This window comes from Ramlibacter sp. MAHUQ-53 (assembly GCF_052600055.1).
Genome location: NZ_JBQWTS010000007.1, coordinates 121,455 through 146,575, shown reverse-complemented (window position 1 = coordinate 146,575; position 25,121 = coordinate 121,455). Strand labels below are relative to the sequence as shown.

The 25,121-nt window shown below is 70.4% G+C and carries 19 protein-coding genes; 5 read left to right on the top strand and 14 right to left on the bottom strand.

Translation table 11 applies throughout. The features are described from left to right. Positions 1-16 precede the first annotated feature (16 nt). From fliF to ACT80S_RS12330, 3 genes are read right to left on the bottom strand one after another with little or no spacing between them, the layout of a single operon-like run. Positions 17-1,864: a flagellar basal-body MS-ring/collar protein FliF gene (fliF, locus tag ACT80S_RS12340; RefSeq protein ID WP_377416140.1), complete on the bottom strand. Its 1,848-nt coding sequence runs from the start codon at positions 1,862-1,864 to the stop codon at positions 17-19. A gap of 35 nt (positions 1,865-1,899) precedes the next feature. Continuing rightward, positions 1,900-2,262 (bottom strand): flagellar hook-basal body complex protein FliE, encoded by a 363-nt coding sequence (gene fliE, locus ACT80S_RS12335; RefSeq protein ID WP_377416138.1) that lies wholly within the window; start codon positions 2,260-2,262, stop codon positions 1,900-1,902. Beyond that, positions 2,259-3,476, bottom strand: a complete 1,218-nt coding sequence (locus ACT80S_RS12330) for a sigma-54 interaction domain-containing protein (RefSeq protein WP_377416136.1) — start codon at positions 3,474-3,476, stop codon at positions 2,259-2,261. Before ACT80S_RS12330 ends, fliE begins: the two co-directional genes overlap by 4 nt. Before the next feature lie 293 nt (positions 3,477-3,769). Here ACT80S_RS12330 and ACT80S_RS12325 point away from each other — a divergent pair, with 293 nt between their 5' ends. The 4 genes from ACT80S_RS12325 to ACT80S_RS12310 are packed head-to-tail and all read left to right on the top strand — an operon-like array spanning position 3,770 to position 8,512. Beyond that, entirely contained in the window at positions 3,770-5,434 is a 1,665-nt protein-coding gene (locus ACT80S_RS12325; RefSeq protein WP_377416134.1) for a hypothetical protein, read from the top strand. Further along, on the top strand, positions 5,427-6,770 hold the full coding sequence (gene ispD, locus ACT80S_RS12320) for a 2-C-methyl-D-erythritol 4-phosphate cytidylyltransferase (RefSeq protein WP_377416132.1): 1,344 nt from the start codon (positions 5,427-5,429) through the stop codon (positions 6,768-6,770). The genes ACT80S_RS12325 and ispD overlap by 8 nt, the downstream gene beginning before the upstream one ends. A gap of 8 nt (positions 6,771-6,778) precedes the next feature. After that, a complete protein-coding gene (locus ACT80S_RS12315; protein WP_377416130.1) occupies positions 6,779-8,059 on the top strand; it encodes a hypothetical protein in 1,281 nt (426 codons plus the stop codon). Between the two features lie 57 nt (positions 8,060-8,116). Then, positions 8,117-8,512: an adenylyltransferase/cytidyltransferase family protein gene (locus ACT80S_RS12310; RefSeq protein ID WP_377416128.1), complete on the top strand. Its 396-nt coding sequence runs from the start codon at positions 8,117-8,119 to the stop codon at positions 8,510-8,512. Positions 8,513-8,621: 109 nt separating this feature from the next. Here the strand turns inward: ACT80S_RS12310 and ACT80S_RS12305 are convergent, their stop codons facing one another. Further along, positions 8,622-11,807, bottom strand: coding sequence for a hypothetical protein (locus ACT80S_RS12305; RefSeq protein WP_377416126.1), 3,186 nt, complete (start codon positions 11,805-11,807; stop codon positions 8,622-8,624). Positions 11,808-12,008: 201 nt separating this feature from the next. Here ACT80S_RS12305 and ACT80S_RS12300 point away from each other — a divergent pair, with 201 nt between their 5' ends. Continuing rightward, complete coding sequence (locus ACT80S_RS12300; protein WP_377416124.1) at positions 12,009-14,624, top strand: O-linked N-acetylglucosamine transferase, SPINDLY family protein; 2,616 nt, start codon at positions 12,009-12,011, stop codon at positions 14,622-14,624. Here ACT80S_RS12300 and ACT80S_RS12295 read toward each other — a convergent pair. The 10 genes from ACT80S_RS12295 to flgG all read right to left on the bottom strand — a co-directional run bounded on the left by ACT80S_RS12295 (position 14,618) and on the right by flgG (position 25,096). After that, entirely contained in the window at positions 14,618-15,424 is an 807-nt protein-coding gene (locus ACT80S_RS12295; RefSeq protein WP_377416122.1) for a glycosyltransferase family 2 protein, read from the bottom strand. The two genes, ACT80S_RS12300 and ACT80S_RS12295, sit on opposite strands and share 7 nt — an antisense overlap. Positions 15,425-15,509: 85 nt before the next feature. Next, positions 15,510-16,352: a flagellin N-terminal helical domain-containing protein gene (locus ACT80S_RS12290; RefSeq protein ID WP_377416120.1), complete on the bottom strand. Its 843-nt coding sequence runs from the start codon at positions 16,350-16,352 to the stop codon at positions 15,510-15,512. Positions 16,353-16,504: 152 nt separating this feature from the next. Then, entirely contained in the window at positions 16,505-16,900 is a 396-nt protein-coding gene (locus ACT80S_RS12285; RefSeq protein WP_377416118.1) for a flagellar protein FlaG, read from the bottom strand. 150 nt (positions 16,901-17,050) lie between these two features. Continuing rightward, on the bottom strand, positions 17,051-18,466 hold the full coding sequence (fliD, locus tag ACT80S_RS12280) for a flagellar filament capping protein FliD (RefSeq protein WP_377416116.1): 1,416 nt from the start codon (positions 18,464-18,466) through the stop codon (positions 17,051-17,053). An 8-nt stretch (positions 18,467-18,474) separates the two neighbouring features. Next, the gene (gene flgL, locus ACT80S_RS12275) at positions 18,475-19,407 is read right to left on the bottom strand and encodes a flagellar hook-associated protein FlgL (RefSeq protein WP_377416114.1); all 933 of its coding nucleotides are present in this window, start codon (positions 19,405-19,407) and stop codon (positions 18,475-18,477) included. 19 nt (positions 19,408-19,426) lie between these two features. Next, positions 19,427-21,958 (bottom strand): flagellar hook-associated protein FlgK, encoded by a 2,532-nt coding sequence (gene flgK / locus ACT80S_RS12270; protein ID WP_377416112.1) that lies wholly within the window; start codon positions 21,956-21,958, stop codon positions 19,427-19,429. Further along, complete coding sequence (locus ACT80S_RS12265) at positions 21,951-22,427, bottom strand: rod-binding protein (protein WP_377416110.1); 477 nt, start codon at positions 22,425-22,427, stop codon at positions 21,951-21,953. Before ACT80S_RS12265 ends, flgK begins: the two co-directional genes overlap by 8 nt. A gap of 20 nt (positions 22,428-22,447) precedes the next feature. Further along, positions 22,448-23,578: a flagellar basal body P-ring protein FlgI gene (locus ACT80S_RS12260; protein ID WP_377416108.1), complete on the bottom strand. Its 1,131-nt coding sequence runs from the start codon at positions 23,576-23,578 to the stop codon at positions 22,448-22,450. Positions 23,579-23,619: 41 nt separating this feature from the next. Continuing rightward, positions 23,620-24,297: a flagellar basal body L-ring protein FlgH gene (locus tag ACT80S_RS12255; protein WP_377416106.1), complete on the bottom strand. Its 678-nt coding sequence runs from the start codon at positions 24,295-24,297 to the stop codon at positions 23,620-23,622. Between the two features lie 10 nt (positions 24,298-24,307). Beyond that, the gene (gene flgG / locus ACT80S_RS12250) at positions 24,308-25,096 is read right to left on the bottom strand and encodes a flagellar basal-body rod protein FlgG (RefSeq protein ID WP_377416104.1); all 789 of its coding nucleotides are present in this window, start codon (positions 25,094-25,096) and stop codon (positions 24,308-24,310) included. Positions 25,097-25,121: the final 25 nt, after the last annotated feature.

Genomic DNA, 25,121 nt, shown 5'->3' with positions numbered 1-25,121 from the left:
CTTGTCTCACGGCAGGTCAGGAGACCTTGATCATGTTCTTGAACACGTTGGCGACGCGGGCGGAATCCTCGGCCACCAGCATGCGCACCAGGGCGACCTTGTCGTCGTACGTGTTGGCGGTGTCGAGCATGTCGATGGAGATGCTCGAGCGCTTGGGCTTGAGCTTGGCCTTGATCTCCTCGAGCGAGTCGCCCTCGCCCAGCTGGATCATGCGCATGTCCTCCTCGCTCAGCTCGCCGTCGGCAGGCTTCTTCTCGGCGTCCTCGGCCACGGCCTCCTCGGCAGGCTTGACGAAGACCGCGCGGATCACCGGACGCACCACCACGAACAGGAAGGCCAGGGCCACCAGGGCGATCATCCCGCTCTTGAAGCCGAGGTGGACGTCGGGATGCAGGTACCAGGGGGTGGCCCGCACCGGCTCGTCGGCCTCGAAGCGTGCGGGCACCACGGAGACCAGGTCGCCGCGCTTGTCGTCGAAGCCGATCACGCCGCGCACCAGCTCGGTCATGCGGTCGAGTTCCTCCTTGGAGTAGGGCTGGGACTTGGGCGCATTGGCGGCGGGCGCGGAGGCGCCGGGCGCCGGCGCGGGGGCCGGGCGCTCGTTCACCACCACGGCCACGCTCACGCGCTGCACGCCGCCGGTGGCGTTGCGCACATGGCGCACGGTGCGATCGAGCTCGTAGTTGCGGGTGGAGCGGCTGCTGGTGGTGCCGGTGGACTCGGACTGGCCCTTGTTCGGGTCGGCCTGGGTGGCGGTGCTGGTGCCGGGGTTGGAGGGCGCGGTATTGGACAGCGCGCCGGGCACGCCCTCGGCGCTGCGGCGCTGGCCGCGGTCCTCGGCCAGCACCTCGGAGCGGGTGCGCGGGCCCTTGTCGGCGGTGTCGAAGTCCTCGGTCGTGCTCTCGATCTGGGTGAAGTCCAGGGCCAGGTTCACCTGCGAGCGCACGTTGGCCTCGCCCACCACCGGGCCGAGGATCTGCAGGATGCGGCTGCGATACAGCTCCTCGAGCTGCTGCTTGTGCGCGCTCTGGGCCGCCGTCATCCCCAGCTTCAGGTCGCCGGCGGACTCGGTCATGAGCTTGCCGACGTTGTCGACCACGGTGACGTTGTCGGGGGTGAGGTAGGGCACGCTGGAGGAGACCAGGTGGACGATGGCCTGCACCTGCGAGGCCGAGACCGCGCGGCCCGGGTGGGGCGTGACGACCACCGAGGCCTTGGGCGCGACGCGTTCGCGCACGAACACGCTCTGGCGCGGGGTGGCCAGGTGCACGCGGGCGCCGGCGATGGTGCCGATCTGGGTGATGCTGCGCGCCAGCTCCTGCTCCATCGCGGCATTCACCCGCACCTGCTCCATGAACTGGCTGGTGGTCATGGAGGACTGGTCCTTCAGGCCCTCCAGGCCGACCGCGCCGGTCTTGGGCAGGCCCTGCGAGGCCAGGAAGATGCGGGCCTCGTGGAAGCGGTCGACCGGCACGGTGAGCTGGCCGGACTGCGAGTCGATCTTCGGCTTGAATTCGGCGGTGCGCAGCGCGTCGTACGCAGCCTGCTGGTCGGCCTCGGACAGGCCGGGCATGACCGGCCGGTACGGCGTGGCCTGCATCCAGGCGTAGACCAGGCCGAAGGCCAGCAGCGCGAGGATGACGACGAAGGCCGGGATGGCGCGGCGCACGGCCGGCTGCTGCAGCACGCGGCGCGCGCCGGCGACGAGGTCGCCCCCGGCGGGCACGAGCGCGCCGCCGGCGGCGGCGGCATTGGCGGCATTGGCGGTGGTGGCGGCGTGGTCCCCTGCGGGCACGAGGGCCTGGGACGTGCCGGGTGCGGCGGCGGCCGTCCCCGGGGTCATGGTGGCGGTGGCTGTGGCCATGGCGGGTCTCTTGTCTCTCGTCTCAGGTCAGGGGGTCACACCGGCATGTTGAGGATGTCCTCGTACGCCTTGAGGACCTTGTTGCGCACCTGGAGGGTGGCTTCGAAGGCCAGGGAGGACTTCTGCATGCCCAGGACCACGTCGGTCAGGGGCACGTCGTCGCCGCGCTCGAAGGAGGCCTGCAGGCGGCTGGACTCGGCCTGCAGCTCGTTGACCTTGCCGACGGCGCCCTTGACCAGGTCGGCGAAGCCGGCGCGGCCGGTGCCCTGCGTGCCCTGCAGGTCCTGGACGCCGGGGGCGACCGGGGCCTGCACGCCCGAGCCGGCCTCGGACTGCAGCGCGCGCAGCGTGGCCAGCATGGACTGGATGTTGGCGGCGGAGGTGGCGCGTTCGATCATGCGGCGCTCCCTTGCAGTTCACCCGGCAGGCCCAGGCCCTGGGCGCGCAGCTGGGCCAGCTTGTAGCGCAGCGTGCGCGGGCTGATGCCCAGGCGCTGCGCCGCCTCGTTGCGGCTGGCGGTGGCGGCCAGGGTCGCCATGATGATGCGGTGCTCGTTGTGGCGGGTGGCGCTTTGCAGGTCGGTGGGCGGCGCGGCGGGGGCGCCGGCCTCCTCGGCGTGGGCGGCGGCCTGGCTGGCGGTGTCGATCGCCGCAGGCTGCGCGGAGGCGGCGGCGGCCACCGGCGCCAGCGCGGCGAACGAGGCGGCTGCCGGGTACGGCGCGATCACGGCTGCGGCGCCGGCGGCAGGCACCGGCATCGCCGGCACGGCGGGCATCGCCGGCGCCACCGGCGCGGCCTGTGCCGGCTCGAGCCAGTCGTCGAACATCAGCTGCGCGGGACCGACCCGGCCGTCGGCGCTGATCACCACGGCGCGGCGCATCACGTTCTCCAACTCGCGCACGTTGCCGGGCCAGGGGTACTGCAGCAGCATCTGCTGCGCCTCCGGCGTGACCTGCCACTCGCCGCCCGGCGCGGGGTGGCGCGAGAGGAATTGCAGGGCCAGCGGCAGGATGTCGCCGGTACGCTCGGCCAGCGGCAGCAGGCGCAGGCGGAAGGTGGCGATGCGGTAATAGAGGTCCTCGCGGAACTCGCGCGCGGCGATGGCGGCGCGCAGGTCCTTGTTGGTGGCGGCGACCAGGCGCACGTTGACCGGCACCGCCGCCTCGCTGCCCAGGCGCACGACCTGGCGCTCCTGCAGCACGCGCAGCAGCTTGGCCTGCAGGTGGAACGGCATCTCGCCGATCTCGTCGAGGAACAGGGTGCCGCCGTCGGCCTGCTCGAACAGGCCCTTGTGCGCGCGGGTCGCGCCGGTGAAGGCGCCCTTCTCGTGGCCAAAGAGCTGGCTCTCGATCAGCTGCTCCGGCAGCACCGCGCAGTTGATGGCGACGAAGGGGCCGTGGCGGCGCGCGGAGGATTCGTGCAGCACGCGGGCCATGACCTCCTTGCCGGCGCCGGTGGGGCCGACCAGCAGGGTCGTGACGTCGGCGACGGACACGCGCTGCGCCAGGGCCAGCAGGTGGCGGCTGGCGGGGTCGACGAAGACGGCGCGGCGCAGCGGCGCGGCCGGCGTCGCGGGCGATCGGTCGTGGGTCGGGGCGTGGCTCAGGGTCATGTCGCGGTGTCTCGTGAGGCGTGCGGCGGCCCTGTTCGCAACCGCCGTGCCACCGGCGGCAGGCGATTGCCGCCATTGCCTTTGGGTTAACCGGGGCACCGGGCCTTAAGCCGATGCGGTTAACGGCCTGTCGGAAAGCCGCTGCGGCTTGCCGGCATTCCGACAGCGCGGATGTCGGCGGCCCATCACGCGGCGGGCCCGGCATCGGCAAGGAATGGCCTGCGGCGGGCTGGCTTGGAATTTGCAGACCCCAGGGGAACGGCAAACCCTCGCCACCCCACTGCGGAGACCCCATGAAACTCAATCCGGTGATGCATTTCACCCTGACGCGGCTGAACACGGCGCTGGTCCAGGGCGACGAAGCCATGCTGCTCGAGTGCCTGAACGCGGTCGACCTGCAGACCCTGCTGTCGCAGGACACGATCCGCAAGGTCCGCGCGCGCGGAAAGATCCCGATGGTCAACTTCCTGTGCACGCTGGCGGTGGCCAACGAGGTGGAGCCCGCCCGGGCCCAGGTCTGGTTGGACTGCTACCACTCCGTCTCCACCGGCGGCCTCACCGAGGGCCTGCGCCGGCTGTCCGCCAACAACGTGCTGCGCCAGGCGGTGCAGGCGCAGGTGCGCAAGGCGCCGCTGCAGCCCGCGGAATTGAAGAACACCAAGGGCTCGGACACGCAGTGGCACGACGCCTTCGAGCTGTGCGTGGACCTGAAGGACTGGGTGTCCGCCGTGAGCCTGCTGGAGACGCTCGGCGCCAAGCGCATCGAGACGGCCCGCTGGCTGCGCATCTCGCGCACGCTGTCCGAGCGGCAGGTGCTGCTGGTCGACCCCTCGGGGATGGCCCAGGTCGACGTGGATTACGCACGCCTGGCGCGCCTGTACCAGCTTTGCACCAACGCCGCCCGCAACGCCAAGGCGCATGAAGTGGTGCGCTCGCTGGACTTCCTGCGGGCGCGCTGCCTGGAAACCGGCGGCGACCACGAGGCCGCCATCGCCCTGCTGCGCCCGCTGGACAAGGGACGCGAGTCCAACCGCATGAAGGTCACGATCGCCCGCAACCAGTGCAAGGCCGGCGACCTGGCCGGCGCGATCGCCACCATCGACGATGCCCTGCGCGGCTTCCGCCTGGAGGACCCCCGCGAGGACGACGAGGACGCCGCGCAGCACGCGATGCAGGCGCCCCAGCCGAAGAAGGAGGGCTTCAACGTGGCCAAGGCCTCGCAGGCCCTGAGCGACCTGGCCCAGATCTTCCGCGCCAACGACCTGAAGATGTTCCTGGTCTCCGGCACCCTCCTGGGCTACGAGCGCGAGGGCAAGCTGCTGGACCACGACAAGGACATCGACATCGGCGTGATCGGCTGGGAGAACCAGTACGCGATCTGCCTGGCGATCCAGCAAAGCGGCCTGTTCACCGTGGAGCCCAAGTTCCTCAAGGGCGCGCGGGCCTACTACATCCCGGTGGTGCACAACCTCACCGGCATCTGCATCGACATGTTCATCTACTACCCGCAGGACGGCATGCTGGTCACCGGCGTGGACTTCTTCTTCGGGTACCGCCAGACCTTCGCCTTCACCCCGTTCGACCTCAAGCCGGTGAACTTCCTGGGCGTGGACATGTACGTGCCCGGCGACACGCCGCGCAACCTGGAGGAGAACTTCGGCAACTGGCGCGTGCCCGACGCCAGCTACATCTCGCACCTGGAGTCGCCCTCCACGATGGACAAGGGCGGCCCGGCCTTCATGCTGACGGCCCGCCTCACCGCCCTGGGCATGCTGCTGACGGAAAAGCCGGTCAAGCTGCGCAAGGTGATCGCGGTGCTGCGCGCCTACGCGGACCGCCCGCTGGCGATGGACCCTGCCCTGCTCGCGCGCCTGGAGCGCGCCTGCGAACAACTCGAACGCGCCGCCGCGCCCCGCGCGGCCGCCGCCACCCTGCAACTGGAGGAAGCCTGTGCCTGATCAAACGTCCGTCATCCTGCTGGCCGGCGGCACCGGCACCCGCATCGGCGGCGACCAGGCCAAGCAGTTCATCCGCATTGCCGGCAAGCCGGTGCTGGCCCACACCTACGAGGCGCTGCGCCGCCACCTGCCCGAGGCGCTGATCGCGATCGTGGCGCCGGTCGACGCCCTCGACCAGGTGCGCGCGATGATCAAGCTCGGGGACCGGGACCTGGTGGTCGCGGGCGGCAGCTCGCGCCAGGCCTCCACGCTCAAGGGCCTGAAGGCCCTGGCGCCGCACCAGCCGGCCAATGTCTTGATCCACGACGCGGCGCGCCCCTTCGTGAGCGGCCAGATCATCCACGACGTGCTCGACGCGCTCGAGAAGAACGAGGCGGTGGACGTGGCCATTCCCACGGCCGACACCATCATCGTGGAGCGGGACGGCTACATCCAGTCCATCCCCAAGCGCCAGCACATCCTGCGGGGCCAGACGCCGCAGGCCTTCCGCTTCCGCACCCTGGTGGACTGCTACGCCGAGGTGGGCGAGGAGCGGCTGCAGCAGTTCACCGACGACTGCGGCATCTACCTCGAGTGCCATCCCATGGGCAAGGTGCGCATCGTCCAGGGCAGCGAGGAGAACTTCAAGATCACCCACCCGGTGGATCTGGTGCTGGCCGACGAGATGTTCCGCATCCGCTCGCAGCAGGTGGCGGCGGACCGCCCCGGCATCGACGCCCGCGGCAAGAACGTGCTGATCTTCGGCGGCACCGCCGGCATCGGCAAGGCCATGGCCGACATCATGGAGAGCGCCGGCTCGCGCGTGATCGCGCGATCGCGCAGCAACGGCTGCGACATCGCCCGCGAGGCGGACGTGAAGCTGGCCATCTCCGAGGCCTGGAAGGCGATGGGCCAGATCGACGTGGTCGTCAACGCCGCCGGCCTGTTGCGCACCAGCGAGCTGGCGACGCAGGACTCGCAGGACATCGCCGACCAGATCCACGTCAACCTGCTCGGCGCCGCCTGGATCGCCAAGTGGAGCCATGCCCCGCTGAAGGAGACCCGGGGCACCCTGGTGCAGTTCGCCTCGTCCTCGTACACGCGCGGCCGGGCCGACCATGTGGTCTATGCCGCGACCAAGGCGGCCATCGTGAACATGACCCAGGGCCTGAGCGAGGAATGGGCAGCCGACGGCATCCGCGTCAGCTGCATCGTGCCGGGCCGCACCGACACCGAGATGCGCCGCGCCAACTTCAAGGGCGAGGCCCAGGACTCCCTGAGCAACCCCTACCAGGTCGCCCTGGGCGCGGCGCGCGCGGCGTGCTCGCCGGTGAGCGGGCAGGTGGAGCGGGTCTGAGGCCGGCGATGTCTTCCCCGCGCCCGGCTTCGGCATCGACCCCCTCCCGGCTCCAGGCCGGACTCGAGCGGCTGCGCGCCGCGTGGGATGCGGGCTACCCCGACCTTCCCTGGAGCGGCCAGCCCCTGCGCGTCGAGGTCGACGCCGATGTCCGCGCCACCGAGTTCCACGTCATCTTCACGCACCTCGCGGCCATGCCCTCCTTCGATGTCGAATGGCGGCAGCCCCGCGCCGCCGGCGCCGGGAACGTCGGGCTGGAGATCGAGGTGCCGCAGGACAGCCCGGGCCTGCTGCTGAAGCTCAAGGGCTTCGACAGCAGCGAGATCCGCTCGATCATCCTGCGCCAGGACCCGCTCGAAGTCCGGGTCTCGGGCATCGTCTGCCTCCAGAAGGACGAGGCCCGCGGCGAATGGATCGTCATCTACAACACGGCCGACCGCGTGCGCAGCGTCAAGCAGGTCCTCTCGGTCTGCCTGCCGCCTGCCAAGGGCCCCCGGGAAGAGAGCCTCCACGGCTTCCTGCATGCGCTCGTCGAACAGGACTTCCCCCGGGCGGCGGGCCACCTCGCAAAGGCGGGGCCGGCCGCCAGCATCCGCAGCGAGCTGGGCTGGCTGACCGACAGGTTCCAGGTGCAGGCCAACGCCCATGGCGTCAAGCGCACCTTCCGGTTCTGGAGCGAGACCGAGAAGCAGGCCTACCTGCGCAAGGCGCTCGACATCGTGACCGTGCTGCAGCGCCTGACCCCCAACGCGTGCATCAGCGGCGGCGCGGTCCTCGGCCACCGGCGCGAGGGCAAGCTGCTCGATCACGATGACGACCTGGACATCGTGGTCGGCGTCGGCATGCAGCAGTTCGGTGGCCTGGGACCGACGCTCGAGGCCATCGCCCAGGCGCTCACCGCCGAGGGATTCAAGGTCAAGGGCCACTTCTTCGCCCACCTGTGGATCGAGACCGACACCGCCACCGGGCAGACCCTGGACGTGTTCGTCGCGATCCTGGAGGACGAGCGCGCCTCGTTCTACCCGTCGAGGCGCAGGGCGCTGGCCGCCAGCGACCTGTTCCCCGCCGCGATGCAGCGGCTCGAAGGCATCGATGTCCCGATGCCAAGGTCCATCGACGGGTACCTGAACGGCGTGTACGGCAGCAGCTGGCACACGCCCGACCCGGACTTCCACCATCCCTGGGACCGGTCGGAATACGCCGACCTGTCCGGCCCGCGCCGCCGCCACGCCATCTGGACGCGCGGCGAGCTCCAGGCCAACGAGCGCCGCAAGGCGGCCGGGGGCTAGCCCCCCGCGAGGCAGGCGCCCCGGCGCCAGGCACGCACACAGCGAGAAAGGCGAACCATGACCACGGTGATCACGTACGGGACCTTCGATCTCTTCCATGTGGGGCATGTCCGCCTGCTCGAGCGCCTGCGGGCCTTGGGCGACCGCCTCATCGTCGCGGTGTCGACGGACGAGTTCAATGCGCTCAAGGGCAAGAAGGCCGCCGTCGGCTTTGCCGACCGCTGCGAGATCCTGCGGGCGGTCCGGCATGTCGACCTGGTCATCCCGGAGTGCAACTGGGGCCAGAAACGCAGCGACATCGTCAACTACGGCGTGGACATCTTCGGCATGGGCGACGACTGGGCCGGCCGGTTCGACGACCTGCGCAGCCTGTGCGAGGTGGTGTACCTGCCCCGCACGCGCGGCATCTCCACCACCGACCTCAAGCGCGAAGTCGCCGCAGCGCGCGGCTGAGTCGCTGCGGGCGCCGGCCACCCCTGCGCCGCCCGCCCTCCCGCCAACAACACGACGGGCCCGCCTCCGCAAGGAGACGGGCCCGTCGTCCATGGGGCGCCGCCCCGGATCAGGCGACGTCCAGCGCGCCGATCTGGTCGGAAGTCATCGCGTCGATCTGCGCCGAGGTCAGGGCCCGGACCTGGTCGCTGCCCAGTGCGCCGATCTGGTCGGTGTTCATGTTGCGGATGAACGTGGTCGACAGCGAGCCGATCTGGTTGGCACTCAGCGCCGCGATGTTGCTGCTGCTGATGGTCGTGATCGTGGACGCCGTCAGGCTGTTCAGCTGGGTGGAGGCCATCGCGCCGAGCTGGCTGCTGGTCAGCGCCGCGACCTGGCTGGAGTCCAGCGAGCCGATCTGGCTGTTGGTCATCGCGCCGATCTGCGCAGTCGTCAGCGTGGCGATGCGGTCGCTGGTCAGCTCGTCCAGCTTGGTGTTGGACAGCTGGGCGAACTGCGTCGGCAGGATGCCTTGCAGCTGCGTGCTGCTCAGCGAGCCGAACTCGCCGCTCTCCAGCGCGCCGATCTGGCCGTAGGACATGGCGCCCAGCTGCGAGGCACGCAGCGAGACGACCTGCTCGGTGGTCAGCGCGGCGATGAAGCCGGAGTTCAGGCTGCGCACCTGCGCGGTCGTCAGCGCCGCCACGTCCTCGGTGTCCAGCGCGGCGATCAGGGACGAGCCCAGTCCGTTGAGCTGGCCCGCGGACAGGCCCTGCACCTGGGTGCTGCTCAGGGCCTGGATGTGCGTGGAACTCAGCTGGTTGAGCGCCGCGGTGGTCAGGCCGCTGATGTAGCTGGACGACAGGCCGGCGATCTGCGAGGTGGTCAGCTCGGCGATCTTGGTCGTCGACATGCTGGCCAGCTGCGCGGCGGTGAGGCCGTTCATCTGGCTGCTGTCAAGCAGGCTCAGGTCACCCGAGTCGAAGGCCTCGATCTGGGTGCTGGTCAGCGCACTCAGCTGGCTGCTGCGCAGGGCCTTGACCTGCTCGCTGGTCAGGGCCTTGATGGCCGTGGTGGTCAGGTTGCGGATCTGGGCGGTGCTCAGGGCGGCGACATCGGCCGTGTCCAGCGCGACGATGCCGTCGGAGCCGAGGCTGACCAGCTGGGCCGAGGTCAGGGACTGCACCTGCGTGCTGGTCAGGGCCTGGACCTGGTCGGTGCTCAGCTTGGCCACGTTGCCCGTGCTCATCGCGGACACCTGGGCCGCGGTCAGGGCCTGGACCTGGCCGGTCGTCAGCTCGGCGATCCGGTCGGAGCTGAGCTGGGCGAACTGGCCGGCGGCGATGCCCTGGAGCTGCGCGCTGTTCAACTGCCCGAACTCACCGTTGTCCAGCACCTCGATCTGGCGGTAGGTCATCGCGCCCAGCTGGCTGGCGCGCAGCGAGCCCACCTGGTCGGAAGTCAGGGCCCGGACCTGGGTGGTGGTCAGGCCGGAGACCTGCACGTTCGACATTGCGGCCACGTCCACCGTGTCCAGGGCTGCGATGCCGTCGGTGGTCAGCTTGTTCAGCTGGGCCGCCGTCAGGGCCTGGACCTGGGTGGAAGTGAGGGCCTGGACCTGGTCGGTGCCGAGGTTGGCGATGACCGAGGTGCTGAAGGCGCGCACCAGGTCGGCCTGCAGCGAGGCGATCTGGTCGGTGGACAGCTCGCTCACCTTGGCCGAGGTCAGCCCGGCCACCTGCCCCGCGCTCAGGCCGCGCAGCTGGTCGGTGCTCAGCTGGGCGAGGTCACCGCTCTGGAGCGCCGCGATCTGCGAGTTGCTCAGCAGCCCGATCTGGGTGCTGCTCAGGCCGCCGAGCTGGTCGGTCGTCAGGGCCTGGATGAAGGCGGTGCCCAGGCCCTTGACCTGCGCGGCGGTGAGGGCGGCCAGGTCGTCGGTCTCGATCGCCGCGATCGCATCCGTCGATAGCCTGTTGAGCTGGTTGGCACTCAGGGCGCGTACCTGGTCGGACGACAGCGCGATGACCTGGTCGCTGCCCAGGGCGCCGACCTGGTTGTTGGTCAGCTTCATCAGCTGGGCGTTGCTCAGGCCGGCGAGCTGGTCGGTGGTGATCGCGGCGATCTGCGTGGTGGTCAGCTGCTCGATCTGCGAGGGCTTGAGGTTGCCCAGCTGGGTCGAACTCAGGGCCACCAGGTCCTCGGTCTCGACCGCCTGCAGCTGTGCGGCGGTGAGGTTGGTCAGCTGGATGTTCTGCAGGCTGGTGAACTGCTCGGTGCTCAGGCCCTTGATGAAGTCGGTCGACAGGCTCTTGAGCGTGCCCACCGAGATCGCCTGGACCTGCGAGGAGTCCAGCAGCGCCAGGTTGTCCGTGCTCAGGGCGCTGAGCTGGTTGGCGCTGAGCAGGGCGACCTGGCTGGTGGTCAGGCTCGTCACCTGGTCGCTGGTCAGCGCACGCAGCTGGGTCGTGGTCAGGCTGTTCAGCTGGAATTTGCCGAAGGCCCCCAGCTGCTCGGTCGTCAGGGCCGCCACCTGGTCGGTCGTCAGCTGGTTGAGCTGGTTCGCGCGCAGGTAACCGAGCTGGTCGGTGCCCATCGCGGCCAGGTCCTCGGTCTCGATGGCCTGGATCTGGGCGCTGTTCAGGGACAGCAGCTGTGCGCGGCTGAGGACGCCGACCTGCTCGGTGCTGAGCGCCGCGATGATGCCGGAGGACAGGTTGGCGACCTGGCCGACCGTGAGGGCCTCCAGGTCCTCGGTCTCGAGGCTCAGGAAGCTGTCCGTGCTCATGGCGCTGATCTGGTTGGCCGTGAGCAGGCGGATCTGCTCTGTGCTCAGCGCCCGCACATGGTCGGACTCCAGGCTCGCCATGAAACTGGTGCTCAGGCCCTTGACCTGCCTGGCCGAGATCGCCTGGATCTGGTCGGTGTCCATGGCCGCGACCACGTCCGACGACAGGCTGTTCAGCTGGGCCGCGGACATGGCGGCGATGTCCGCGGTGTCGAACGAGCTGATGTGGGAGGTGGTCAGCGCGGCGAGCTGGGCGGTGGTGAGGGACTTGATCTGCGAGCCCGAGAACACCTCGAGCCGGCTGTAGATGGCCGAGTCCTCGGCCGCCAGCTGGGTCGCGTCGAAGGCCGCGACCTGCTTGCCGCTGAGGATGGCGATGTCCTCCGTGCCCAGGGCGGCGATCTGCTCGCTCTTGAGGGCACGGATCTGCGCCGTGTTCAGCTGCTTGACATCCGCCGTGGTCAGTGCCGCGACCTGGCTGGTGGTCAGGCTGGAAATGGCACTGGGCGTGAACGAGGTGATGACCGACATGAAGACTCCTTGCCGGGGGCGCGACGGCACCCCCAGTGACTGTCCGGGCCCCCCCCGGAAAGGAGAGTTGCCCTCTGCTCGGACTCAGGATCGGACCGCCCGCGGAAAACTTGAGGCCCCCGCGTGCGCCGGCGGCAAGAACTTGCCGGCCGGGCCCTGGCACCGTTGTTGCTGCAAGCCCGGGCAATCCGGAAAGCCGACATGAACGCACGCCAAGACTTCATCGCAGCGCCTGACGCCACCGACGCGCCGGGGCTGGCACCGATCCCCGAGCGGACCCTGGCCGAGGTGGTCGAACTGGCCCAGCAGCTCCAGGACACGGGCAACGTGGAAGCCGCCGACCAGGTCTACACCGCCTGGCTGGCGGGCGCCCCCCGGCCGGGGCGGCACCTGGCCCTGTTCAACCATGGCGCCATCCTGCAGGCCACCGGCCAGCACGCCCGCGCGCTGGAGGCCTACCAGCAGGCCCTGGCGCTGGAGCCGGGCTTCGGTCAGGCCTGCATCAACCTGGGCCTGCTGCTCGAACGCCTCGGCCAGGCCGACCGGGCCCTGGCGGTCTGGGGCCAGCACCTGGGCCAGCGCTTCCTGCACGACCGGTTCGACCCCGAGCTGCAATGCACCGCCCTCAACCACATGGGCCGGGTGCATGAAGGCCGCAAGCACTACGAGCTGGCCGAGCGGGCGCTGGAGCAGAGCCTCGCCATCAACCCGCGCCAGCCGGGCGTGATCCAGCACTGGATCCACATCCGCCAGAAGGCCTGCAAGTGGCCGGTCTACAAGCCCCTGCCGGGGATCTCGCACAGCGAGATGCTGCGCTGCACCTCGCCCCTGGCCATGCTGGCGCTGGTGGACGACCCGCTGCAGCAGCTCCTCACGGCCCAGAGCTTCGTCAACCGCATGTACCCGCTCAAGGAGGAGTGGCTGTGCGACCGCCAGCGCGTGCCGGGCGCCCGCTGGCGGGTGGGCCTGGTCTCGGGCGACCTGCGCGAGCACGCGGTGGGTTTCCTGGTGCCGGCCTTCATCCAGGGCCTGGACCGCTCGCAGTACAGCCTGCACGCCTACGACTACTCGCCGGACGAGGACACGCCGCTGCGCCGCTCGCTCAAGGACTCGTTCGACCAGGTCACCCGCATCGCCGGCATGACCGACCGGCAGGCCGCGCAGGCCATCGCCGCCGACGGCATCGACGTGCTGATCGACCTGCACGGCCTGAGCGCCGGCGCGCGCCCGGGCATCTTCGCGCTGCACCCGGCGCCCCGGCAGCTGACCTACCTGGGCTACATCGGCTCGACCGGCATGCCCTGGTTCGACCAGGTGATCGTGGACCCGGTGGCGATGCCGACCGAGCTGGCCAGCCAGTTCACCGAGCAGCCGGTGCATGTCTCGGGCTCGTTCATCCCGCTGACGCTGGAAAAGCGCCCGGTGCGCCCGGCGACGCGGGCCGAGGCCGGCCTGCCGCCGGAGGCCTTCGTGATGGCCGCCTTCGGCAACGTCTACAAGATCACCCAGGAGATGTTCGCCTGCTGGATGCGGATCCTGCGGCGCGTGGACCACGCGGTGCTCTGGCTGATCGACGACAACCCGGTGACCACCGCCAACCTGCGCAAGGCGGCGGCGGCGCATGACGTGCCGCAGGAACGGCTGGTCTTCATGCCCCGCTGCGACCACGAGAGCTTCCGCGCCCGCCTCGCCCTGGCCGACGTCTACCTGGACAGCTACCCGTACAACTGCGGCTCCACCTCGAACGACGTGATCAACGCCGGCGTGCCCATCGTCACCCGCTACGGCCAGACCCTGGTCTCGCGCATGGGCCTGAGCATGCTCACCGAGCTGGGCCTGCAGGACCTGGCCACGGACAGCTTCGAGGCCTACGAGGACAAGGTGGCCGAGGTCGCGCTGCGGCGGCGGGCTGGCTGGCGCCATGCCTTCGTCGCCCGCCCGACCTCGAAGCTGCAGTCGGTGCTGGACCAGCTGCGCCACGGCCGGCCCGCGCCGGGCCTGCTGCAACCGCCGGCACCGCCGGTGGCGCGCAAGTTCGAGATCAAGGCGGTCGCCGCCGACGAGGCGGCCGGCGGCTGGCAGGTGCACGACGAGATCTGCCGCGTGCTGGTCCACGCGACCCTGGACTCGCGCAGCCTGTACGGCTTCCTCACGCCCGGGGTGCGCGCCGCCACCGGCCTGGACCTGCCGGGGGTGGAGCGCCTGCTCGCCGCCGACGCGCCCGGCACCGACGCCGTGCTGCTCGGCGCGGGCTGGGACCTGCACTGCCTGTACCGCAACCCGGTCCTGGCCTGGCTCGGCCACGACCCCCACGCGCTGGCCACCGCGCAGGCGTTCGCCGACCACTGCGGCCTGGGCCTGGACCTGCGCGCCTGGGTGCAGTCCGCGCACCGCAGCGTGCACGGCCTGGGCGTGTTCGCGCGCAAGGCGGTGTGGTTCCGGTGGCTGGACGTGGCGCAGCGCCTGCGCGAGGCCGCGCACCGCCCCGGCGATCCCCTGGCCGAGGCGCTGGCGCGCCCCGTCCTCACGCGCGACGGCGCCACCCGCAGCACCGCCGAAGCCCTCTACCCCCTGCTGATGAATCTGGTGCTGGCCCACCCGCGCTTCACCAGCCGTTCGGCCGGCATCTTCTGCCTGCCGGCCTTCGGCGCGAAACCCGCCCAGGTCTACCCCTTCGCGGTGGAGTGCGACGCCCTCAAGCAGGCCTGGCAGCACACCGGCGAGGGCCGCTACCTGGCGCAGTTCGACAGCATCGGCGCGCTGATCGCGCAGCGCCTGGAAGGCGCGCAGGCGGCCGCCCCGCAAGCCGCTCAGTAGACCTGGGGCGGCAGCGGGATCGAGAACAGCTGCATCATTTCCCAGCGACGCTGCTGCAAGGCGGCGTCGGCCACCGGGTAGCGGTGATAGACATAGAGGTAGTCCATCACCGCGCGGTGGTCCTGGGCCGCGGCGCTGCTGCCGCGGCGGTCGGTGGTCTCGTCATGGACGACGTGGATGCGCGGGCCGGTCAGCGCCAGGTGCCGCGGCCACTGCCGCTGCAGGAAGGCCAGCACGAACTCCCAGTCCTCGTAGGCGCGCATGTGCTCGTCGAATGCCATCCCGTGCAGCGCCTCGCGGGGAAACAGGAAGCAGGAGAACGGCACCTGGTTCTTCACGAAGACCTGCTCGTTCAGGCCGTCGCGCAACGCCAGCGCCGACTCGCCATGCACCTGCGGCCCGGAGGGCAGCCGGCTTTCCGTCACCGCCACCGCGTCGACGTATACCGCCTGGCCGGCCTGCACCGCCGGCTCGCGCAGGGCGGCGCCGAGGAAGCCGGGGGTCAGGCTGTCGTCGTCATCGAGGAACAGGACATGGCGCCCGCGCGCCAGGCCCAGGCCCAGGTTGCGGCTGGCCGACGGGCCGGGCCGGCCGCTGCGGCGCACGTAGGTGTCGCGCGCGCCCAGCAGGCGCGAGGCGGTCAGGTCGGTGGCCGGGTCGATGGCGTCGGACACCACGATGACCTCGATCTCCTCGTCCGCCTGCTGCTGGCGCACGCTGGCCAGGGCCCGCTCCAGCAGGTGGGGCCGGCAGTGCGTGGGCAGGATGATCGAGAACGCGGGGCGGCGGGCAGTGTCCATGGAGCGTGCGCACAAGGGGGTTCGGCGGATTCTAGGCAGGAAAGAAAAAGGGCCCTCGCGGGCCCCCTTCCTCCGTGTGCCGCGCTTACTGCAGCAGCGACAGCACCGACTGCGGCGCCTGGTTGGCCTGCGCCAGGATGGCCGTGCCCGCCTGCTGGATGATCTGCGTGCGTGCCAGCTCCGTGGTGGCCTGGGCATAGTCCGCGTCCATGATCCGGCTGCGCGAGGCGGCGGTGTTGGTCGAGATGTTGGACAGGTTGTCCGCGGCGTAGGTGAGGCGGTTGATCTTGGCACCCAGCTTGGCGCGGAAGGTGTCGACCTTGGCGATCGCGTTGTCCAGCGAGGTCAGCGCGGACTGCGCTCCCGACTGGGTGGTCAGGCTGCCGCTGGCGGCCGACAGGCTGGTGATGTCCATGCCTTCGAAGGTCGCCGAAATGGTCATGCCGGAGGTGCCGTCGATGCCCACCTGGAAGTACACCACGCCGGAGGTACCGATCGCGCCGCTGGCGCTGGTCTTGAAGATGGACATGTTGTTCCACTTCGTGTTGTCGGAGATGCGGGTGATTTCGTCCGACAGCTCGTCGTACTCGAGCTGCAGCGCGGAGCGGTCGGCCGACGAGTAGGTGTCGTTGGCGGCCTGCACGGCCAGTTCACGCATGCGCTGGAGCATGTTGGTGATTTCCTGGGTCGCGCCTTCCGCGGTCTGCAGCAGCGAGATGCCGTCGTTGGCATTGCGCACGGCCTGGTTCAGGCCGCGGATCTGCGCGGTCATCTTGTTGCTGATCGCCAGGCCGGCGGCATCGTCAGCGGCGCTGTTGATGCGCTTGCCGGTGGACAGTTGCTCCATCGTCTTGCTGAGCGAACGGTTGTTCACGGTCAGCGCGTTCTGGGCAACGAGGGCCTTCACGTTGGTGTTGATGACGGACATGGTCTTACTCCTTCGTCAATGTTTCAGTCGGTCGGCGGGTCCCTGGAAGTGGCGGGATCTGCCTGTTGCCACAGAAAACCGTGTTTCGAATTCCTGTTGCTGGGTGAATCGGATGGTGTGTGGGGAGCTTGAGAGGCTTGGCGGAATTTTTTTCAGATCCGCTCGTCCTGGAACAGGCCCTTGACCTCTTCGAGGTGGTGGGCCACGCGCAGCAAGGTCTCGTCGGGGATCTGCCGCACGACCTCGCCGGTCTGGCTGTTCTTCACGGTGTAGACCGGCCGGTCCAGCGTCTTGTCGACGCCGATCTCCAGCGCGCGCCCGTTCTGGCGCATCTGCTCGTTGAGACGGTCGACCGCCTCGGCCAGCTCCTGCTGGCGCTGCCGCGGGTCGTAGTCGATCTCGGCCTTCTTGGGGATTTCGGGCGCCTTGGCGGTCGGGAGCGTGGCAGGCGCCTTCTCCACCTCCGCCGGCGCGACAGCCAGCGACGGCGCCGCCGGCGCGCGCTGGGCGCCGCCGCCGGACACGGAGGAAATGCTGTCTGCGCTCATGGGATGTCCTTTCCAGCAGGACCTGGCCCCATGGGCCAGGCTTGAAACTTGGGCCGGCAACCTTTTGCCGTCCCTCCGCTGCGGGATCGGTATGGCTCGCGAAAACTTGAGCGCACAGCACGGAAGCAATCATCTGAGCGCCCGGATGCATCACTTCGTGTACATCGCCATCAGGCCGGCGAAGCTGTTCTCGAGGTTGCCCCGGGTGCTGCTGGCCTCGCCGACGATGCTGTCCATCGCCGCGAACTGGGCGGTGTAGCGCGCCAGCAGTTGGGTCATGCGGTCTTCCAGTTCGGCGAGGTCGTCCTTGTAGTCGTCGACGCGGTCGGTCGCCGTCTCGATGCCCTGCTCGATCAGGCCGCTGGAACGCAACATCTTGTCCAGGGACCGCACCGCGTCGCCCGCCAGGCCGGCCTTCGACGAGCTGTAGAGGCTCTTGTCGCTCTTGCCGGCGGTGAACATCACCATCGTGGCTTCGAAGTGGTCTTCGAGGGCCGCATCCAGCTTGTCTTCGTCCAGGGTCATGCGGCCCGTGCGGTCGATGCTGATGCCGGCGTGGCGCGCGTGGGTCACCGCCTCGCCCGGCGTGGACGAAGCGCCGGTGACCAGGGAACGCACCTGGTTGCGGATGGAGCGCAGCAGGCTGTCGCCGGCCAGCGCGCCACCGAAGGTCTCGACCTCGCTGTCCGGGTCGTTCAGGACATCGAGCGAATCCTGGAAGGTGTTGTAGGCCGTCACCAGCGCCTGCAGCTTGCCCTTGATCGCGGTGGTGTCGCGCTGCAGGTCGATGCGCGCCGCGGTGGTCGTGGTCGAGCGCAGGTCCAGGGTGACGCCCTCGATCACGTCCGAGACCCGGTTGCTGGCACGCCGGATCGCCTGGCCGTCGATGGTGAAGAGCGCGTCGGCCGCCGGCTGCTTGACCGTGTTCAGGTCGAGCCCGTCGACGGCGGTGGCCGTGGGGTGGCCGCTGCCGTCGTCGGTCACCGCGCTCAGGGTGAAATCATTGGCGTCGCCCTCCGGCCCCGTCATCACGAGCACCACGCCGTTGCCGGTATCGAGCAATTGCGCCCTGACGCCGAGGTCGGCCCCGTTGATCGCGCCGACCAGCCCCGCCGGCGTCGCGGTGTTCACCTTGACCGGCGCCGCATCCACGCCCGCCAGGTTCAGCTTGAGCCAGAACGCGCCACCGCCATTGAGGGCCGTGCCGCGCGCGGCGAAGCTGGCCGCGTTGCGCTGGCCCTGGGCGAGCTGGGAGACGCCCAGCGAGAAGGTGCCGGCGGCCGCACTGGCGCTGGTGGTCACCGCCACGGCGGATTCCTGCGAGTTCGCGACGGTCAGCGAGTTGAACTCGCTGGCGTCGTCCAGCGCCTGGAAGGCCGTCTTCAGGTCGGCGACCGCGTACTTGAGCGCGCCGTAGCCGGAGATGCGCGTCTCGCTCTTCTCGATCCTGGCGTCGATGCGCTCCTTCTGCGGGGCGCGCTCGGCCTCCACCAGGCTCTCGGCCAGCGCCTTGATGTCGATGCCGGAGCCGGCGCCGAGCGTGTTGACGATGCTGCTCGTGCTCATGGCCTACCTCAGGGCTGGACGTAGTCGAACAGGGACAGCCCGGAGATCTTGCCGAAGCTGGACATCGCCGCCTGAAGCGCCGTGAGCTCCTTGTTCATCTGGGTCACGGCGGTGGTGTAGTCCAGGTCCTCGACGTCGGACAGGGTGGACTTCAGGCGCAGCGCCGTCTCGTCCAGCACGTCGAGCTGCGACTGCACGACCTGCTGGTCGGCGCCGGTCTGGGCCAGGGCCACGTTGACCCCGGACATCATCTGGTCCACCTCGTTGAGGCCGTTGCGGATGTCGGCGCCCACGTTGTTGCGCAGCCCGGCGACCAGGTCGTCCAGGGACTCGAAGAAGCTCACGCTGCTCACCCCGCCCTGCCCGTCCTCGCGGGTGACGCGGGTGAAGACGTCGGTGCCGGCGCGCGTGAAGGCCACGGTGCGCTCGACCCCGGCGGGAATGCGCGTCTGCGTCTGGTCGCCCTGGTACACGACATAGCCGGCCTCGTCCTCGGCGAACGCCGGGGTGTTCACCCGGGTGCCGGAGAACAGGTAGTTGCCGGCGTCGTCCTTGCTGTTGCCCAGGCTGACGAGCTGGTTGCGCAGCGCCTCCATCTCGGCGGCGATGGCCTCGCGGTCGGCGGGCGCCACGGTGTCGTTGGCGGCCTGGATCGCCAGGTCCTTGATCCGCAGCAGGATGTCGTTGGCGCCGGTCAGCGCCGTCTCCTCGGCGGCGTAGCGGTTCATCGCCACCTTCAGGGTGGCGGCATGGCTCTCCTGTCGGTCGACCTCGCCGCGCAGGCGCTGGATCACCGCGGCCTGGTCGGGCGCGTCGCTGGGGGAGATCACCTGCTTGGTGGTCGCCATCTGCGCCTGGGTGTGGGCCAGGCGGTTCTGCAGCGTCGACATGCGATCGGTCGCCCGGTCGAACAGCAGCGCGGTGGAAATCTTCATCGACATCGGTCAGTCCTTCCCGGGTTCAGCGCACCTGCAGGATCGCGTCGAACAGGTCGTTGGCGACCTGCATCACCTTGGCATTGGCCTGGTAGGCCTGCTGGAAGCGCACCAGGTCGGCGGCCTCCTCGTCCAGGCTCACGCCGGAGACGCTGTCGCGCCCCTCCTGGGCCTGCTGGTAGACCACCTGCAGGGCCTGCTGCGCGATGCTGGCCTGCTGGGCCATGTTGCCCACCTGGTTGACCTGCTCGATGTAGGCCTCGGTGAGGGTCAGGCCGCCGGGCGTCACGCGGGCGTCTTCCAGCCCGGCCAGGGCCAGCATGGCCTGGTTGTTGCCGATGCCGTCGCGGTTGCCGTCGATGGTGAAGCGGTCGCCCTCGACAGGCACCGAGGAGAAGGACACGGTCAGCCCGCGGTAGCGGATGGCGGCGGCGTCCGGATCGAAGGTGCGGCGCGCCAGCACGGTCGCCGGGAGGTTCTGGTCGCGGATCTCGTACTCGCCGCCGCCGACGAAGACGATGTCGATCGGCTCCTGCCGCAGCGCCTGCTGCATGTCGCCACCGGCCACCTCGAAGGTGGAGGTCACGTCGATCTGCGTGGAGGTGCCGGCCGCGTGCGTGACGAACACCACCAGGTCGTCGGCCGCGGCGCCGTTCACATGCAGGGCCGAGTCGAAGCCCAGCTTCGCGAGGTCGGCGGCCTCGCCGGCCGGCCCTGCAGCCAGGCGGATGTCGTTCGCGGTGTCGTCCTGCGGACGGTCCAGGCGCAGGGCCTGGCCGAGGCTGCCGTCGGCCAGGGTCACCTGGGCGACCGAGGCGGTCACGCCCACGCCCGGCTGCCCATTGATCCAGGCGGCGACCTCGGAGGCGTCGAACCGGCCATCGCCATTGCCATCCTGCGCCGCGCCCAGGGCGCCGAGCGACACGCCGTTGAGGCGGAGGGTGCCCTGCGGCAGCGGCCCCGAGAGCGGCGTGAACGCGCGGCCCACCAGCGAGGCGGCCTGCGGCTGCGGCGCCAGGGGCTTGCCGGTCTGCGCGTCGAAGCGCTGGATCTGCTGGACACCGGCGCGCGCGCCGAGGAACAGGTCCATGCCCAGGAAGTCGCTGGCCGTGCCGTGGGACTGCGGGCCGCGCAGGTCGGCGTAGGTCGCGCCGGCCTCCATGCCGTTGCCGGCGGCCACCAGGTCGGCCTGCTGCTGCCCGGACAGCGACGTCCCCAGCAGGTGGCGGCCGTCGCGGGTGAAGACCTGCAGCGACTGCCCCGGTGCCGGGTTGGTCAGGGTGAGGGTGAGGTCCTCCATGCCCAGGGGCACGGCGCCCAGCGAGGCATAGGGCTGGCGCGAGCCGATCGTGAGCCGGGCCTGACCCAGTGCCGGCGACAGGCCCGCGGCCAGGCCGTCCACGAGGCCGGTGCTGCCTTCGTAGCGCGGGGCGCTCCAGGACACGGTGGCCTGGGCGCTGCCGACGTTCAGGGAATCGTCCGTCACCCGGAACTGCGCCGCCGCCGCCACCCGGCTCGCGTCGGTGATCGCCAGGGCCATCCGGCCGGCCGCGCCGCGGGCGCCGCCGGCGAGCGTGAACAGGTCGGTGCCCACGCGCGCCTCCTGGTCCAGGCCGCCGCGGTGGACCGCGTTGACCTCGTCGACCAGCGTGCCGGCCAGCTGGTCCAGCGCGTCGACCGCCGGCGCCAGCACGTTGTCGCGGAAGGCCACGGTGCCTCCGATGCTCCCGCTCAGGAGGTTCGGCAGCGACCGCGGGTTGCCATAGGGGTCGAGCACGAAGCGCAGGCGGCCGCCGTCGCCGCCGTCCTCGGTGGACACGCCGATGTCGTAGGAGCGCGAGCCGTCGACCAGGACGCCCTGGTCGATCACGTCGCCCACGCTCACCAGCACCGCGCCGTTCGACTCGAAGCGGGTCTTGACCGTGGTCAGACCGGACAGCTCGCGCAGCAGGTTGTCACGCTGGTCCAGCAGCTCCGAGGGCTGGCGGTCCAGCGTGGCGCTGCGCGAAAGCTCCTTGTTCACCTGCGACAGCTGGCGGGTCAGCGAATTGACCTTGCCCACGTCGGTCTCCACCGTCTGCCGGGTCTCGGTCTCGAGCAGCGCGAACTGCTGGTCCAGCTGGCGGAAGCGCGCCGCCAGGCCGTCGGCATCGCGCAGGAAGACGCTGCGCTCCACGCTGGAGGCCGGGTCGGTGGCCAGGTCGCGCGCGGCGGTGAAGAACTGGTTCATCGCCGTGGTCAGGCCGATGCTCTCGTTGCCCATCACGTCGATCAGCCGGTTCACGTAATTGACCATCGGCTCCTGCGCCTGCAGCTCGCTGTTGCTGCTTCGCAGGTTCTGCTCGAGGAAGGCGTCGTACTGGCGGCGCACCCCGGTGAAGACGGTGCCAGTGCCCAGGTAGTTCGTGCCCACCAGGCGCGGCGCCGAGGCGGCCTGGCCCACGCCCTGGCGCGAGTAGCCCTCGGTGCTGACGTTGGCGATGTTGTTGGAGACGGTCGCCAGCGCCCGCTGGTAGGCGGTGATGCCCGAGCTGGCAATGCCGAGCAGGTCACTCATGGCCCAGTCCCTTCACCAGCGCGCGCAGCTTGTGCGGCACCGCCAGGCCCTCGCGGGCCGGCGCGGCCAGGCCGGCGGGCTGGCCGCCCAGCGGCATCGGCGCGGCCTGCGGCGCGAGCGAGCGGGCCCGCGCGTCCAGCGCCTCGGCGGCGGTGGGCTGGCCGCGCTGGCGCACCTGGCGCTCCAGCATGTCGGCCAGGCCCAGCGAGCCGCGCTCGGCCATCTTCATCGCCACTTCCTTGTCCATCAGCTCCTGGAACTGGTCGGCGTCGCGGTTCTCCACCAGGTCGCTGCGCTCCATCGCCTCGCGCATGGTCTTCATGACCTGCTGCAGGAAATAGGTCTCGAACTGCTTGGCCGTCTCGCGCAGCGCCGTGGTGTCGCCGCTGGCGGCGTCGCCGCGCAGGCTCGCCAGGCCACCGAAGTCGTGGTAGCCGGAGACGCGGGAGGAGACGGTGGTGTCGCTCATAGCCGTGGGTGTTTCCGTCCTTACTGGACGATCAGCTCCGCGCGCAGGCTGCCCGCGCCCTTGAGGCCCTCGAGGATGGCGATCAGCGCGGAGGGCGGCGCGCCCACCTGGTTGACCGCGTCCACGATCTGGCGCAGGTCCACGCCGGGCTGGAACAGGAACATCGGGTTCTTGGCCTCGGACACGGTGACCGAGGCGTTCTGCACGCCGGCGGTCTGGCCCTGGCTCATGGGGGCGGGCTGCGAGACCTCGTTGGTCGCCGCCACCGCCACCGAAATCGTGCCGTGCGAGACCGCGGCCGGCGTGACCCGCACGTTGCGGCTGATCACCACCGTGCCGGTGCGGGCGTTGACGATCACCCGCGCCGGCGGCTCGCCGGGGGTGACGTCGAGGTTCTCCACCGCGCTGACGAAGGCCACGCGGGCGCTGATGTCCTGCGGCGCGGAGACGGCGATCGAGGTCGCGTCCAGCGGGCGCGCCACGCCGGCGCCGAAGCGGGCGTTGATGGCGCTGACGATGGCGTTGTTGGTGGTGAAGTCGGCGTCGCGCAGGTTCAGGACCACATGGTCGGCGCGGTCGAAGGGGTTGTCGACCTCGCGCTCGACGATGGCGCCGGCCGGGATGCGCGCCGCCGTCGGCACGCCGATGCTCACGCGCGAGCCGGAGGCGCTGGTGTCCACGCCGGTGGCGGTGAGCGCGCCCTGGGCCAGGGCGTAGACCTCGCCGTCGGCGCCGCGCAGCGCGGTGAGCAGCAGGTTGCCGCCGCGCAGGTTGGCGGCGCGGCCCACGGCCGACACGTTGACGTCGATGCGCTGGCCGGGCTTGGCCATGCCGGGGAGTTCGGCGGTGACCATCACCGCGGCGACGTTGCGGATGTCCATGCGCGCGCTGGCGGCGGCGGTCTCGAAGTCGGACAGCGGGCCGTCGAAGTTCACGCCCATGCGGCGCAGCATGGCGCGCACGCTCTGGATGGTGAAGGAGACGTCGGTGCCATCGCCGGTGCCCTGCAGGCCGACCACCAGGCCGTAGCCGATCAACTGGTTGGCGCGCACGCTGGCGACCTGGGCCAGGTCCTTCACCCGGTCGGCGAAAGCGGCGGGCGCGGCGGCCACGAGGGTGGCGAGCAGCAGGGAGCGCAGGAGGTTCTTCATGGCGTTCGGCGGGTCGGCGGGGGGCGGCGGGTCCGGCGGCCTCAGAACGGCCAGACCTTCAGCAGGGAACGGGTGCCCCAGCCGGCGCGGGTGGCGCTGGCCAGTTCGCCGCCGCCCTGGTAGGCGAAGCGGGCATCGGCCAGGCGGCGCGACTGCACGGTGTTGTTGGGGGCCACATCGTCCGGGCGCACGACGCCGGAGACCTGGATCAGTTCGCTGCCCTGGGTCAGGGCCATGCGCTTCTCGCCGCGCACGACGAGGTTGCCGTTCGCCTGCACCTCCATCACCGTGACGGTGATGGCGCCGGTCAGGCTGTTGCTCTGGTCCGCGGTGCCCTCGCCCTTGCTGTTCAGGGTGGCCGTGTTCAGGTTGAGGCCGGTGAGCGCGCCGCCCAGTCCCGCCACCTTGCCGACCAGGCCGGCGGGCACCACGTCGTTGTTGGCGGCGCGGGTCACGTTGGCGGTGGCGGCGCGGGCGGCCTGGGTCTGCTCGTTGAGGATGACGGTGAGCACATCGCCGGCCTGGAAGCGGCGCACGCGGCCCAGCAGGGTCTCGCCCACCACCGGGCGGTAGATGCTGCCGGTGGCCGCGCGCGGCGCCTCGGGCGCCACCGGCACGAAGGGGCTGTGGTCCACCGCCGAGACGGGCGGCAGATCGTCGATGGAGGCGCAGCCGGCCAGGGCGGCGGCGCAGGCGAGGGTGAGGAGGCGCAGGGTCATGGCGGCGGCCTCACATGTTCTGGTTCAGGAAGCGCAGCATGCCGTCGACCGCCGAGATCGCCTTGGAGTTGATCTCGTAGGCGCGCTGGGTCTCGATCATGTTGACCATCTCCTCGACCACGTTGACGTTGGAGGCCTCCAGCGCGCCCTGCATCAGGCTGCCCGAGCCCTGCTGGCCCGGGTTGACGAGGGTGGGCGTGCCGCTGGCCGCGGTCTCGCGCAGCAGGTTCTGGCCCAGGGCCTGCAGGCCCGCCGGGTTGGCGAAGCGCGCCACCTGGATCTGGCCGACCTGCTGCTGCGCGGCGCCGCCGCCGGCGAGCTCCACGCTGACCACGCCGTCCTGGCCCACGGTGATGCTGGAGGCGGTCGGCGGGATGGTGATTTCCGGCATCAGCTTGGCGCCGTTGGAGGTCACGACCTGGCCGGTGGCGGAGATCTTGAACGAGCCGTCCCGGGTGTAGGCGGTGGTGCCGTCGGGCTGCATGATCTGGAAGAAGCCCGCGCCCTGGATCGCCACGTCCAGCGCGTTCTTGGTGGTGGTCAGGCTGCCTTGCGTGTGCGTCTTCTCGGTGGAGACCAGGCGCACGCCGGTGCCCAGCATCAGGCCGGTGGGGGCCTGGGCGTTGGCGCCGACCGGCGCGCCCGGGGCGCGCACGTTCTGGTAAAGCATGTCCTCGAACGAGGCACGGTCACGCTTGAAGCCGGTGGTGTTGACGTTGGCCAGGTTGTTCGAGATCACGGCCATGCGCGTCTGCTGCGCGTCCAGGCCGGTCTTGGCAATCCACATCGAGGCGTCCATGGCGGTTCCTTCGTTCGTTCAATCA